Origin of the sequence: Blastococcus carthaginiensis, assembly GCF_030731085.1 — a bacterium.
In the GTDB taxonomy this organism is placed as follows: domain Bacteria; phylum Actinomycetota; class Actinomycetes; order Mycobacteriales; family Geodermatophilaceae; genus Blastococcus; species Blastococcus carthaginiensis.
Genome location: NZ_JASNFN010000020.1, coordinates 1 through 12,677, shown reverse-complemented (window position 1 = coordinate 12,677; position 12,677 = coordinate 1). Strand labels below are relative to the sequence as shown.

Below are 12,677 nucleotides of genomic sequence, written 5' to 3'. Positions count from 1 at the left end.
CGATGGTTGCCCACCGCACCGTTCCGTAAGCGCCCCTGTCCGGGGCGTCCAGTGCTTACGCCACGCCGAGACGTGGCCGGCTGGTTCCTGCTTCAGCGGGCAGCACCGGACCAGCCTGGGCGGCTGGTCCTGACACCCACCCGCCACAGGCATGCCGGCTCACGCCGACTGTCGGGCCGCCTGGGTGGCGGTCCCCGGCCTGGGTCACGCACGGGCAGAGCCCGAGCGTGTGCTCGCCCCAGGCGGCGAGGTTCGCGGCGGCGTTGACGTCCCGGTCGGCTGTGTAGCCGCAGGAGTCTTCGCCGCAGCGGTAGGTGCGCTCGGCGAGCGTGAGTTCGGGTCTCACCGCACCGCACGCCGAGCACGTCTTCGATGACGCGAACCAGCGGTCCGCGACGAGGCACCGCCCGCCGTGGCGGGTCGTCTTGTAGGCCAGCTGCCGGGCCAGCTCGGCCCAGCCCTGGTCACCGATCGCCGCGGCCAGGGACCGGTTGGCCATCAGGTTCTTCGTGGCGAGGTCCTCGACGACCACGACGCCGTGCTCGAGCGCGAGAGTCGCGGTGAAGGTGTGCAGCGCGTCGGCCCGGACCGCGGCCGCCGTCGCGTGTGCCCGGCCGAGCCGGGCGACCGCCTTGCGCCGGTTTCTCGAACCTCTCTTCGATCGGCTGACAGCGCGCTGCAGATGCTGCACCTGCCGGAGCCGGTCGCGCAGCGCCCGCGACGCCGGCAACTCGGCGACGACCTGCCCGTGCACGTCGGCGACGACAGCGGCGGTCTTCACACCTCGATCCAACCCCGACGACGGGCCCAGTCGGTGCGACGTGCTGCTCGGCGGGAACCCGGGCGGCGCGGGCAAAATTCACCGTCGCGTACCAGCGGCCATCGGCGTGCCGGGTGACGGTGATGTGCTGCAGGGTCGTGTGCCCGCGGCGCAGCAACCGCCGCAGCTTCGCCTGCTGCGGGCACGCCGCCTCGACGCGCACCCAGCCGTACTTGGCAAGGCGCACGCGGCCGGCCTCGAGCTGCAGCCCGTCGCGGACGGTGAACCGGTGCCGGTCGCGGTGCCGACCCTTGAACCGCGGGAACCGCCGCTTCCCGGCCAGGAACGCCTCGTGCGCGTTGGCCGCGTCCCGCAGCGCGTACCGGAACGTCCACGTGGAGTGCTGGCCCGCCCACGGCGCCACCTCGGGCCGCTCGGCCGTCCACAGCTTGCCCAGAGCGAAGTAGTTGAGCGGCCGCACCCGGTCAGCCCGCTCGATGCCGTAGGTAGCCTCGGCCGCCCACTGGTCGGCGTTCGCCTTGATCTTCTCCACGGCCCAGTTCCACGCCTTACGGCGGGCGCCGGCGGCGCGCAGCAGTACGCCGGCCTGGACGTCGGTGACTTCCGGCCGCACCCGCACCGCGCCGTGGTTCACGACCCGCATCGTGCCGGTGAGGTCGGACAGTTTCACGGAACCCGCATCACACTTTCACCGTAAGGGGGGCGCCGGCTGAGGCGGCCTCAGGTCACGCACAACTCGTTGCCCTCCGGATCGGCGAGCGTCACCCACGCGAACGGTCCCTGCCGGCCGCGCCACAGCTCGCGGGCGCCGAGGCCGACCAGGCGGGCCACCTCGGCCTCGACCCGCTCCGGCCCCACCCGCACGTCGAGGTGCAACCGGTTCTTGACCGCTTTGGGCTCGGGGACGAGCTGGAACAGCACCCGCGGCCGGCCCGGGTCGGGTGAGGTGATCGCCGCACCGACCCTCCAGACCAGCGCACCGCGGTGCGTGGTGGTGTCCTCCGCGGTGGCCGCGCCGGTGTCCACCATCCGGCGGATGAAGGCCTCGTCCTGGGGCTCCACCTGCCAGCCCAGCGCCTGGGCCCACCAGTCGGCGAGGTCGTGCGGGGCGGAGCAGTCGACCGTGATCTGGACGTCGAACGCCATGGCCGGAGGCTAGTGCTGCGGCCGACATCCCGGCCCGGTCGGCGCCTCCTACAACTCCTGGGCGAGCTCCGCCCGGATCGTGGCGTCGTCGGGCAGGTCGTCCGCCAGCGCGCAGTGGTCCTTGATCACCCGGCCGAACGGGGTCAGCGCCTTCGGGTCGATCCGCTTCGCCGGGTCCCACAGGCCCGAGCGCATGACCGACTTCGGGCACTGGAAGTACGCCCGCCGCACCTCCAGGACGAGCACCGACAGCGGCGCCCGGCCGAACTCGGTGAGGTCCAGCGGCAGGTCCTCGGGGGCGACCAGCGTCGTCGTGCCGTACACGCGCAGCGTCTGCTCGACGCCGGGCACCAGGAACATCAACGCGGCGCGCGGGTTCACGGCCACGTTGCGCAGGCTGTCGACGCGGTTGTTCCCCGGCCGGTCGGGCAGCACGACCCGGTGCGCGTCGAGCACGTGGACGAAGCCCGGGTCGCCGCCGCGCGGGGAGACGTCGGGCCAGCCCTCGGCGTCGGCGGTGGCCAGCGTCGCGAAGGGGGAGTGCGCGATGAACTCCCGGCAGTGGGCGTCGAGGTGGTCGATCACCTTGTCCAGCACCAGGCCCCCCGGCGTCCGGTAGCCGGCGAGCACCGGGTCGTCGGTGGGCGGTGGCGGCAGCGGGGTGGCGGGCACGCGACGACGGTAGACGGTGGCGCGGCTAGCGTGATCCCTCGTGCCGCAGGTGTGGAGCTCCCCGGTCCGATACGTCGAGTGCGACCAGCAGGGGGTCGTCTTCAACGCCCACTACCTGACGTGGGCCGACGAGGCGTCCTACGGGTGGTGGGCCGCCCAGGGGCTCGCCTGGGACGACCTGGTCACCCGCGGGGTGGACCCGATGGTCAAGGCGAGCTCGCTGGAGTGGGCGTCGTCGGCCCGCTGGGGCGACACCGTCACCGTGGACGCCGACACGGAGCAGGTGGGCCGCACCAGCGTGACCGTCCGCTTCACCGTGCGCGTCGGGGAGCGCGTCGTCTGCGTCGTTCGCACCACCTACGTCTGCGTCGCCGAGGGGCGTTCCACCCCCTGGCCGGACGACGTGCGGGCGCGGCTCACCGGGGGCTGAAGCCCGACCCCGGCGGCAGCAGGGGCAGCCCCGGCGGCGCCCCGGCCTCGATCAGCCGCCACAGCGCGTCGGTGTCGGCGTGCTCGGCGACCAGGTCGCCCAGCCGGTCCAGCCGGGCCTCGCGCACCGCGGCGAACTCCGTCGCCGACGCCGGTACGAACCGGCGGCCGGTGATGCGGGCGACCTCGGTGAGGAAGGCCCGGCGGAAGCCGTCGTTCTCCAGCGCGCCGTGCCACGTCGTCCCGAACACCGCTCCGGCGCGGGCGCCGTCGAGGAACGGCAGGGCGGGTGGGGCGTCGGAGGACCAGTCGACGGTCACGACGCCGTGGTGGATCTCGTAGCCGTGCACCGTCTCGCCCAGGGCGCTGCCCACCGGGCGGGCGAGCGTCTTCTCCGGGGCGAAGCGGACGTCGGCGGGCAGCAGCCCCAGCCCCGCCACCGTCCCCGCCCGCGACTCGACCTCGTCGGTGATCGTGCGGGCCAGCATCTGGTGGCCGCCGCAGACGCCGAGCACCGGCGTCCCCTCCGCCGCCCGGCGCAGCACCGCGTCGGCGAGGCCGGTGGCGCGCAGCCACGACAGGTCGGCCACGGTCGCGCGGCTGCCCGGCAGGACGACCAGGTCGGCGTCGGCGAGCTCCTCCGGGCGGGTGGCGTAGCGCACCAGCACCCCCGGCTCGGCGGCGAGCGCGTCGAGGTCCGTGAAGTTCGACAGCCGGGGCAGCCGGGCCACCGAGACGCGGAGGACGTCGTCCCCGACCGGCGGGGCGCCCGACGCCGCCACGGGCACGTCCAGCGAGTCCTCGCCGTCCATCTCCAGGCCACCCACCCACGGCAGGACCCCGAGCGCCGGGCGGCCGGTGAGCGCGGTCAGCTGGTCCAGCCCCGGGTGCAGCAGTCGCACGTCGCCGCGGAACTTGTTGACCAGGAAGCCGGCGACCAGCCGCTGGTCGGCCGGCGGCATGAGCGCGACGGTGCCGTGCAGGGCGGCGAAGACCCCGCCCCGGTCGATGTCGCCGACGACCACCACCGGCAGGTCCGCGGCGGTGGCCAGCCCCATGTTGGCGATGTCGTCGGCCCGCAGGTTGATCTCGGTGGGGGAGCCGGCGCCCTCGCAGACGACGACGTCGAACCGGGCGCGCAGCTCCGCCAGGCTGCTGAGCACCTGCTCGAGCAGCGCCGCCTTCATCGGCCGGTAGGAGAGCGCGGTCACGTCGGCGACCGGCCGGCCCAGGACGACGACCTGGCTGGAGTTCTCGCCGCCCGGCTTGAGCAGTACCGGGTTCATGGCCGCCTCCGGCTCGACCCGCGCCGCCGCGGCCTGCATCACCTGGGCGCGGCCGATCTCGGCGCCGTCGGGGGTGACCACGGAGTTGTTGCTCATGTTCTGCGCCTTGAACGGGGCCACCGAGACGCCCTCGCGCACCAGCCACCGGCAGATCCCCGCGGTGACCACGGACTTGCCGGCGTCCGAGGTGGTGCCGGCGACGAGCAGCGCCCCGCTCACACCGCCTCGCGCGGGACGTCCCAGCCGGCCTTCTCCTGGCCGGAGAGGTCGGCGATCGCCAGCATGATCCGGTCGGTCACCTCGCGGCGGGCCTTGTTGCGGTCGGCCTGCCCGCGGTGCCCGGGGAAGGTCAGCGGTTCGCCGAAGGTGATCGCGATGCGGTGCGGGCGGGGCCAGCGGGCACCGACCGGCTGCACCCGGTCGGTGCCGTGCACCGCGACCGGGACGACGGGGCAGTCGGCGGTCAGCGCCAGCCAGGCCACGCCGGTCTTGCCACGGGCCAGCCGGCCGTCCTTGGAGCGCGTGCCCTCCGGGTAGAGGCCGAAGGCGGTGCCGCCCCGCAGGATCCGCAGGGCGGTGTCCAGGGCCGCCTGCGCGGCGCGGTGGGTCTCCCGCTCGACCGGGTGCGCGCCGAGCGCCGTGAACAGCGTGCGGGTGAGCCATCCGCCGATCCCGCGGCCGGTGAAGTACTCGGCCTTGGCCAGGTAGGCGACCCGGCGCGGGGCCGCCAGCGGGATGGCGATGCTGTCGATGAAGGACAGGTGGTTGCTGGCGAGGATCACCGGGCGGTCGAGCGGCACGTTCTCCCGTCCGGCGATCTGCGGCCGGCACAGGGCGAAGAAGAGCGGGCGCAGCACGAACCGGGCCAGGACGTAGAACATCGCAGGCTCCCTCCTCGGCGGCTCCGGGAGCCGCGCCCCCGGACACCGCGGGCGGGCCCGATCCTGCCGGACCCCGCCCGGCCGCAGGGCGGCGGCTCCTTCGCGCCCGGGCGGCTACCCCGGGGGGCAGGCGTCGCGCAGGATGGCGCGCACGTCCTCGGGCAGCCCGCCGTGCCCCGTGGCCGAGGCGGTGATCGCCTGCGCGACGTCCCGCACCTTCCGGTGGGTGTGGCTGGAGATGTGCGCCAGCAGGTCGAACGCGGTCTGCTCGGCGCAGCCGGTGAGCAGCATGAGGATGCCCTTGGCCTGCTCGATGACCGCCCGGCTGGCCATGGCCGTCCGCAGCTGCTCGACCTCCGTCCGGAGGACGTCGGTCCCGGCCGGGTCGGGGGCCCCGGAGCGGGCGCCGGTGAGGTCGACGCAGAGCCCCTCGACCGCCCGCACGCCCCCAGCCCCGTCCGGGCCGGGTTCGCCGACCAGCAGCACCGGCCGCGGGGGCCGGTCGGGGTGGTGCAGGCGCGTCTCGACGGCGAACGCCTGCCCGGCGCCGCAGGCGGACAGGGCGGCGAGCAGCCGGGCGCCGTCCTCGGGCCGCTGGACGCGGAGCAGCGCCTCGGTGGAGGGCGTGGTGCCCGCGGCGTCCAGGCCGAGCAGGTCGTGCATCTCGGGGGACCACCACCAGGTGCCGGCGTGCCCGTCGAAGCGGTAGCGGCCGGCGATCCCCGGCGACGGGACGGGGTGGCGGGTGACGGTGCGGCGCGCCTCCTGCCCGCGGTCGTGCGCCGGGCGGGCGGCCGGACGGGAGCGGGTCAGCGGCGGCGAGGACATGGTCGACCTCCAGGACGGAGGTGCGCCGGTGACCGGCAGGCCCGAGGTGCCGGTTGCTCGACGCCCGGTGCCCCGACCCCGCGGAGGGGCCGGACCTCCCGAATACCGAGACCGTACGTCCCTGCGGCGGTGCCCGCCAGCACGGGATCAGACGACGGTGAGCGGGCGCGGCGGGCCGGCGGCAGCTGCGGTCGTGCGCGCCTCCCGGTCGAGCCGGGCCAGCACGCCGACGGCGGCGCGCAGGCGCTCCGGGGGCAGGGTGAACGGCAGGCGGAGGTGGTCGTCGAAGGCGTGCCCGGTGCCGAACGCGCGGCCCTCGGCGAGCAGCAGCCCGCGTTCCGCGGCGGCCGAGGTGAGCGCGGCCGAGCTGGTCCCCGGGGGGAGCCGGCACCAGACGGCGAGCCCGCCGGTGGGCGCCGGTGCCGTCCAGTCGGGGAGCTGCGCGGCGAGCTCGGCCAGCAGGACGGCGCGCCGCTCGCGGAGCAGCGCCCGCCGGTGCTCGAGGATCTCGTCCAGCTGCCTCACGAGCACGGTGGCGGCCAGCTGGTCGAGCACCCCCACGGAGAGCTGGCGGCGGCTCAGCGCCTCGCCCAGCCGGTCGGCCAGGCCCGCCTCGGTGCGCAGCCAGCCGATGCGCAGGCCGCCCCAGACCGCCTTGGACAGCCCGCCGACGGTCACCGTGGCCGCGTCGGGGACGCCGGCGGCGAACGGCGGCGCGGTCGGGGTGTCCAGCTCCAGACCGGTGGACACCTCGTCGACCAGGGTGACCACGCCGTGCTGCCAGAGGGTCGCCGCCAGCCGCCGCCGGCCGGCCGCCGAGAGGGCGACGCCGGTGGGGTTGGAGCAGTCGGGCATCAGGTACGCCAGGCGGGGACTGCTCTGCCGGGCCACCAGCTGCGCGGTGCCGACGAGCGCGTCGGGGTCGGCGGGATCGACTGCGGCCGGGACGCAGCGCCCCCCGGCCGCCGCGACCAGCCCCACCGCGCCGGGGTACGTCGGGTGCTCGACCAGGACCCGGTCGCCGGGCTCGAGCAGGGTGTCCAGGGCGAGCGCGGCCGCGTCGCCGACGCCGGCGGTCACCACCACCTGGTCGGCGTCGGTGGGCAGCCCGCGTGCGGTGAACCAGCCGGCGACAGCCGCGCGCAGCTGCGGCAGCCCGCTGGGCGCGTAGCCGTGGGCGGGGAGGTGCGCCGGAAGCTCGCCCAGCGCCTGCTCGTAGGCGGGCAGGAGCTCCGGCGCCGCCTCCGGTGCCGCGTGCGCCAGGTCGATCACCCCGGGGGCGGTGCTCGGCGGTGTCCAGCCGGACCGGACGTCGGGCAGCGCGGTGACGGTGCCCGACCCGTGCCGGGTGCGGGCGAAGCCCTCGTCGCGCAGCACCCGGTAGGCCGAGGCGACCGTGACCCGGCTGACGTCCAGCTCGGTGGCGAGCTCCCGTTCGGCGGGCAGCCGCGCCCCCGCGGGGAGGGCTCCGGCGGTGAGCAGGTCGCGGACGCGGCGGGCCAGGCCCGCGTACCGGGGCGTGGGCAGGCCCACGACGGGGCCGACGAGCGTGGCGAGCTCGCGGGCACCGGTGGACCGCTCCGATCCAGGTGGCATGCGACCACCATGCCGGATTGGCCTGCCAGGCGCCAGCACGGATCATGCCACTCTCTCGTCATGGACACAGGTGGAACCGTCACGCTGGTGCTCGTCCTGCTGGGGCTGGGATACCTCTCGGTGGCCACGCTCCGCGTCACGCTGCGGGGTGGCCCCGGCCCGGGTGATCCGCCGGCCAGCCATCCCCGGGTCGATCCGGCCGGCTTCCCGGTGGCTGCCCGGCCGCACCGGGACCGTCAGCGGCGCAGCAGGCGCGCCAGGACCGCCGCGGCCGCCGCGGCGGCCCACACCGCGCGGGAGAGGGCCACGGCGCGCGGGACGTCCGCCGTCGCCGGTGGCCGGCCGTCGCCGAGCGCCGGCCGCTCCTCGACCCGGCTGCCGTAGACGTTGCGGCCGCCCAGCCGCAGACCGAGCGCCCCGGCGAGCGAGGCCTCGCACCGCCCGGAGTTCGGGCTGGGGTGCGCGGCGCCGTCGCGGTGCCAGACGCGCCACGCCCCGGCGGAGGATCCACCCACCAGCGGGGCGCAGGCGGCGGTCAGCGCCGCGGTCGAGCGGGCGGGGAGCCAGTTGGCGACGTCGTCGGCGCGGGCGGCGGCCCAGCCGAAGCGTGCGTACCGCGGCGACCGGTGGCCGACCATGGCGTCGAGGGTGTTGACCGCGCGGTAGGCCAGCAGCCCGGGGAGGCCGGCCACCGCACCCCAGACCAGCGGGGCGACGGCGGCGTCGGAGGTGTTCTCGGCGACCGACTCCACGGTCGCGCGCGCCAGTTCGGCCTCGCCGAGCCCCTGCGGGTCGCGTCCGGCCAGTGCGGGCAGCGTGGCCCGGGCGGCGGGCAGGTCCCCGGCGGCCAGGGCGTCGTGCATCCGCACCGCCACCCGCCCGAGCGAGGTGCCACCCAGGACGGCCCAGGTGGCCGCGGCGGTCACCGCGGTGCGCAGCACGGGGCGGGAGCGGGTGGCGCGGTCGGCGGCCACGCCGAGCGCGGTGGTGCTCCCCACGAGCACGGCCCAGTGGCCGGCGCCGGCAGCACGGGAGTCGCGCCACGTGCGGCGCTCCAGCGCGGCGGCGGCCCGTCCGAAGCCGGCCACCGGGTGGCCCCGCCGCGGATCGGCGAGCGCGAGGTCGGCCAGCGCGCCGAGGGCCAGCCCCAGCGCGGTCGCGGCATCGGGGCTCGGTCGCACCGGGCCATGGTGCCAACCCACCGGCGGGCGCCGGTGCGCCGGTGCGGTCTCCCTAGGATCGGCGCATGCGCCTGTTCGGCCGTTACGACGGCGTCGCCCGGCCGATCGTCACCTACGGCAGCAACCCGGTCCTGCACCGCCGCTGCACCGAGGTCACCGCGTTCGACGACGGGCTGCGGCGGCTGGTGCTCGACATGTTCGCCAGCATGGAGGCCGCCGACGGCGTCGGTCTGGCCGCGAACCAGATCGGGGTGGACGCCCGGGTCTTCGTCATCGACTGCCCGGACGCCGACGGCGAGGACGTCGTCGGCTACGTCGTCAACCCCGTCCTCACGGTGCTCCAGCCGGTGGGGGACGACCCGGCGGACGAGGTCACCGAGGAGGGCTGCCTCTCGGTGCCCGGCCCCTACGCCGAGCTGCCGCGCGCCTTCCGGGCCCGGGTCGACGGCGTCGACCTGCACGGCGACCCGGTGACCATCGAGGCGACCGGCATGGCCGCCCGCTGCCTGCAGCACGAGGTGGACCACCTCGACGGCACCGTCTACGTCGACCGGCTCCCGGCCGAGCTCCGCGAGCGGCTGCTGGCCGAGGCGGCCGGTCCCGGCGGTGAGCTCCCCGCCTGATCGCGGCCCCGACCTCGGCGACGGTGTGCGCCGATGCGCAGTTCGAGCCGGTGGGCTGCGCACCGGCGCACATGGTCCGAAATCCGGGTGAACGCGCCGGGGAGATGGTCGATGATCCTCCGTCGGCACCCGCACCACCCAGAGGAGAGGCACCACCGGTGACACCGCTGTCCGAGACCGAGGTCCGGCGTTCGTTCGTCAACTGCTCGCGCGGCGAGGCGAAGACCCTCACCCTCCCCAGGGACTTCGACGAGCTCGACTGGAGCCGGCAGGTCGTGCTCGGCTGGCGCGACCCGAAGGCGCCGCTGCGGGGGTACCTGGTCGCGCAGGTCGACGACGAGACCGTCGGGATCGCCGTCCGCGCCGCCGAGAGCAGCATGTCCGGCCGGACGGCGGCGATGTGCCTGCTCTGCCAGACGGCGCAGCCCGGCGACGCCGTCTCGCTGTTCACGGCGCGGCGCACCGGGAACGCAGGGCGCAACGGCAACACCGTGGGCACCTACGTCTGCGCGGACCTGCGCTGCTCCACGCGGGTGCGCACCGAGATCCCGCCGTGGCTGCTCGACCGCGACCCCGCGGAGGTCGTCGCCGAGCGCTCCCTCGAGCTGCGGGAGCGCGTGCGCGGGTTCCTCGACTCGGTCCGCCGGCCCTAGCGGCCGGTGGGTGGACGGGCTCCGGGCGGGGTAGCGAGCCGCCCATGGCGCTCCCGCGGATTCTCGCCCTCGTGCTGGCCGGTGGCGCCGGCGGCCGGCTCGAACTGCTCACCGAGCGGCGGGCGAAGCCGGCCGTCCCCTTCGGCGGGGTGTACCGGCTGATCGACTTCCCGCTCAGCAACTGCCAGCACTCGCAGATCTCCGACGTCTGGGTCTCCGTCCAGTTCCACCCCACGTCGCTGCACGACCACCTGGCCAACGGCCGGCCCTGGGACCTCGACCGGACCGTCGGAGGCCTGCTCACGCTGCCGCCGTACAAGGGCACCGAGCGCGGCGGGTGGAACACCGGCACGGCGGACTCGCTGTGGCGGCACGCCGACCTCATCCGCGAGTTCGACGCCGACGCGCTCGTCGTCGCCAGCGCCGACGCCGTCTACAAGCTCGACTACCGCGAGGTGGTCCATGCCCACCTCGGCTCGGGCGCCGAGGTCACGATGGTCACCACGGAGGTGGCCCCGGACGACGCGTCGCGCTACGGGATCGTCGAGGTCGGCGACGGCGGCCGCGTCACCGGCTACGCGTACAAGCCCGACGAGCCGGCGACGACGACGGCGACCAACGAGGTGTTCGTCTTCAACCCGTCACCGACGCTGGACCGGCTGGAGGCGCTGAACGGGAACGTCGGCGACGAGGGCCTGGAGGACCTCGGCACCCACCTGCTGCCCGCGCAGACCGCCGAGGGGCTGGCGCGGGCGTACCCGCTGGACGGGTACTGGCGCGATGTGGGGACGGTGCCGGCGTACTGGGAGGCGCACCGCGAGTTCATCGCCGAGGAGCCGCCGCTGGACCTCGACGATCCTCGCTGGCCGGTGCACACCCGCGGCGGGCGGCGCAGCGCGGCACGGGTGCTCAGCCAGGCGCACGTCGAGGACAGCCTGATCTCCGGCGGCACCCGGGTGGGCGGGGACGTGCGCGGTTCGGTGCTGTCGCCGGGCGTGGTGGTCGAGGCCGGGGCCACCGTCGTCGACTCGGTGCTCCTGCCCGGCGTCCGGGTGCGCGCCGGGGCGACCGTGACCCGGTCGGTGCTCGACGACGGGGTGGACGTGGGGCGGGGCGCGTCGATCGGCGGCGAGGGGGAGATCACCCTGGTGGGCCGGGCGGCCCGGGTCGCCGGCGACAGCGAGCTCGCCGCGGGGGCCCGCTTCCCCGAGCCGGAGGGATGACCGGCGGGAAGCGGCGACCGCGCGCGGGCGTTGCAGGCGGCATGACCCAGCCCATCGACCTGCACTCGGAGTTCCTCCGCGCCGACCTGCTCTTCACCATGGGCCAGCCCGACGCCGCCGCCCGCATCCTGCAGCCCATCGTCGACACCGAGCCGCGCAACGAGGCGGCCCTGGAGCTGCTGGCCCGGGCCTACTACGGCTCGGCGCAGCTGGGGCCGGCCGAGGCGGCGCTCGCCCGGCTGGTGGACCTGGCGCCGAGCAACGGCTGGGCCCGCCGCGCCCTGGCCCGCACGCTGGAGCGGCAGAGCCAGGGCGGGGAGGCGGCGGTGCACCACCGGGTCGCCGACGCCCTGGGCGCCGCCTGACCGGGCTCCCCGGCGCGGGCGGGGCGCTCTGGGACGATGGCGGGAGGACTGCGCCGCCCCGCGGCCCGCGTCGGCCACCCCGCCCGCCCCGATCCGAGCGCCCGCTCGCCCAGGAGACCTCATGACCCGCCGCACCGTGCCCGGCACCCTGCTCGCCCTGACCGCCGCCCTCGCCCTGACCGCCTGCGGCGGGGAGGACGGGAGCGGCTCGTCGATCGAGCAGCCCACCTCGGTCGTCGCCGAGGAGATCAGCACCGACCTCTCGGAGGCCCCGGAGGTGCCGGCCTCCGACGCGCCCGCGCCGACCGAGCTCGTCGTCGAGGACGTCGTGCGGGGCGACGGCGAGGAGGCCGTCGAGGGCTCCACCGTGGCGGTGAAGTACGTCGGCGGCTTCTACGAGACCGGCGAGGAGTTCGATTCCTCCTGGAGCCGCGGGGCGGACGAGACGCTGCCGGTGACCCTCGGCGCGGGCCAGGTGATCCCGGGCTTCGAGCAGGGGATCACCGGCATGCAGGTCGGCGGCCGGCGGGTGATCACCATCCCCAGCGAGCTCGGCTACGGCGAGCAGGACCGCGGGCCGATCCCGGGTGGCTCCACGCTGGTCTTCGTGGTCGACCTGGTGGAGGTCACCGGCTGACCTGCGCACAGTCCCTGTCGACGTGCGTTCGGTGACGACGCACCGCGCCACGCGGCGGTCGGCTCCTGGGGCGCGTCGACGGAGTGGCCGGCGGGCACCGTGCCCTCCATGAGCATCCTCGGAAAGCTGATGGGCACGGCGCAGAGCGCGACCCGGGGCGCGGCGCGAGGTGGACGCGGCGCCGCACGGCCGGGACGCGGCATGGGCCGCGCCACGTCCGCGCGCAGGGGCACCGGGCGCGGACGCGCGGCCCCCACCACCGGCGGCGGCATCGGCCGCCTGGTGCAGGGCTTCTTGCGCCGGCGCTGAGTGGCGGGGGGGGCCGGCCCCCCCCCCGCGCCCCCCCCCCCCCCCCAAAACCCCCCCGGGGACCCGC

The 12,677-nt window shown here is 76.1% G+C and carries 16 protein-coding genes; 8 read left to right on the top strand and 8 right to left on the bottom strand.

Translation table 11 applies throughout. The features are described from left to right. Positions 1–55 precede the first annotated feature (55 nt). On the bottom strand, positions 56–856 hold the full coding sequence (locus QOZ88_RS15670) for an RNA-guided endonuclease InsQ/TnpB family protein (RefSeq protein WP_306000670.1): 801 nt from the start codon (positions 854–856) through the stop codon (positions 56–58). On the opposite strand from QOZ88_RS15670, the gene QOZ88_RS15665 reads away from it, so the two are divergent. Continuing rightward, on the top strand, positions 822–1,478 hold the full coding sequence (locus tag QOZ88_RS15665) for a hypothetical protein (RefSeq protein ID WP_306000669.1): 657 nt from the start codon (positions 822–824) through the stop codon (positions 1,476–1,478). The two genes, QOZ88_RS15670 and QOZ88_RS15665, sit on opposite strands and share 35 nt — an antisense overlap. Positions 1,479–1,501: 23 nt before the next feature. On the opposite strand, the gene QOZ88_RS15660 is transcribed toward QOZ88_RS15665, so the two are convergent. Both QOZ88_RS15660 and QOZ88_RS15655 read right to left on the bottom strand, forming a co-directional pair. Next, positions 1,502–1,927 carry a VOC family protein gene (locus QOZ88_RS15660; RefSeq protein ID WP_306000668.1) on the bottom strand — a complete coding sequence of 142 codons (426 nt, stop codon included), beginning with the start codon at positions 1,925–1,927 and terminating at the stop codon, positions 1,502–1,504. Positions 1,928–1,975: 48 nt separating this feature from the next. Next, entirely contained in the window at positions 1,976–2,599 is a 624-nt protein-coding gene (locus QOZ88_RS15655) for an MSMEG_1061 family FMN-dependent PPOX-type flavoprotein (protein WP_244523797.1), read from the bottom strand. Between the two features lie 40 nt (positions 2,600–2,639). Here QOZ88_RS15655 and QOZ88_RS15650 point away from each other — a divergent pair, with 40 nt between their 5' ends. Further along, positions 2,640–3,029, top strand: coding sequence for an acyl-CoA thioesterase (locus tag QOZ88_RS15650; RefSeq protein WP_306000667.1), 390 nt, complete (start codon positions 2,640–2,642; stop codon positions 3,027–3,029). On the opposite strand, the gene QOZ88_RS15645 is transcribed toward QOZ88_RS15650, so the two are convergent. The 5 genes from QOZ88_RS15645 to QOZ88_RS15625 all read right to left on the bottom strand — a co-directional run bounded on the left by QOZ88_RS15645 (position 3,016) and on the right by QOZ88_RS15625 (position 8,800). Further along, the gene (locus QOZ88_RS15645) at positions 3,016–4,533 is read right to left on the bottom strand and encodes a cobyric acid synthase (RefSeq protein WP_306000666.1); all 1,518 of its coding nucleotides are present in this window, start codon (positions 4,531–4,533) and stop codon (positions 3,016–3,018) included. The two genes, QOZ88_RS15650 and QOZ88_RS15645, sit on opposite strands and share 14 nt — an antisense overlap. Continuing rightward, positions 4,530–5,195, bottom strand: a complete 666-nt coding sequence (locus QOZ88_RS15640) for a lysophospholipid acyltransferase family protein (protein ID WP_306000665.1) — start codon at positions 5,193–5,195, stop codon at positions 4,530–4,532. The genes QOZ88_RS15645 and QOZ88_RS15640 overlap by 4 nt, the downstream gene beginning before the upstream one ends. Positions 5,196–5,309: 114 nt before the next feature. Continuing rightward, on the bottom strand, positions 5,310–6,023 hold the full coding sequence (locus QOZ88_RS15635) for an ANTAR domain-containing protein (protein WP_306000664.1): 714 nt from the start codon (positions 6,021–6,023) through the stop codon (positions 5,310–5,312). Between the two features lie 147 nt (positions 6,024–6,170). Next, positions 6,171–7,619: a MocR-like transcription factor YczR gene (gene yczR / locus QOZ88_RS15630; RefSeq protein WP_306000663.1), complete on the bottom strand. Its 1,449-nt coding sequence runs from the start codon at positions 7,617–7,619 to the stop codon at positions 6,171–6,173. A gap of 236 nt (positions 7,620–7,855) precedes the next feature. Next, positions 7,856–8,800 (bottom strand): cobalamin biosynthesis protein, encoded by a 945-nt coding sequence (locus QOZ88_RS15625; RefSeq protein WP_306000662.1) that lies wholly within the window; start codon positions 8,798–8,800, stop codon positions 7,856–7,858. Between the two features lie 65 nt (positions 8,801–8,865). On the opposite strand from QOZ88_RS15625, the gene def reads away from it, so the two are divergent. The 6 genes from def to QOZ88_RS15595 all read left to right on the top strand — a co-directional run bounded on the left by def (position 8,866) and on the right by QOZ88_RS15595 (position 12,610). Beyond that, positions 8,866–9,423: a peptide deformylase gene (def, locus tag QOZ88_RS15620; RefSeq protein WP_306000661.1), complete on the top strand. Its 558-nt coding sequence runs from the start codon at positions 8,866–8,868 to the stop codon at positions 9,421–9,423. 158 nt (positions 9,424–9,581) lie between these two features. Then, complete coding sequence (locus QOZ88_RS15615; protein ID WP_306000660.1) at positions 9,582–10,076, top strand: FBP domain-containing protein; 495 nt, start codon at positions 9,582–9,584, stop codon at positions 10,074–10,076. A gap of 44 nt (positions 10,077–10,120) precedes the next feature. Then, positions 10,121–11,299 carry a glucose-1-phosphate adenylyltransferase family protein gene (locus tag QOZ88_RS15610; RefSeq protein ID WP_306000659.1) on the top strand — a complete coding sequence of 393 codons (1,179 nt, stop codon included), beginning with the start codon at positions 10,121–10,123 and terminating at the stop codon, positions 11,297–11,299. A 41-nt stretch (positions 11,300–11,340) separates the two neighbouring features. Beyond that, positions 11,341–11,664, top strand: a complete 324-nt coding sequence (locus QOZ88_RS15605; protein WP_306000658.1) for a tetratricopeptide repeat protein — start codon at positions 11,341–11,343, stop codon at positions 11,662–11,664. A gap of 121 nt (positions 11,665–11,785) precedes the next feature. After that, positions 11,786–12,301 carry an FKBP-type peptidyl-prolyl cis-trans isomerase gene (locus QOZ88_RS15600; RefSeq protein ID WP_306000657.1) on the top strand — a complete coding sequence of 172 codons (516 nt, stop codon included), beginning with the start codon at positions 11,786–11,788 and terminating at the stop codon, positions 12,299–12,301. A 108-nt stretch (positions 12,302–12,409) separates the two neighbouring features. Next, positions 12,410–12,610 (top strand): hypothetical protein, encoded by a 201-nt coding sequence (locus tag QOZ88_RS15595; RefSeq protein WP_091929318.1) that lies wholly within the window; start codon positions 12,410–12,412, stop codon positions 12,608–12,610. The last annotated feature ends 67 nt before the right edge of the window (positions 12,611–12,677 follow it).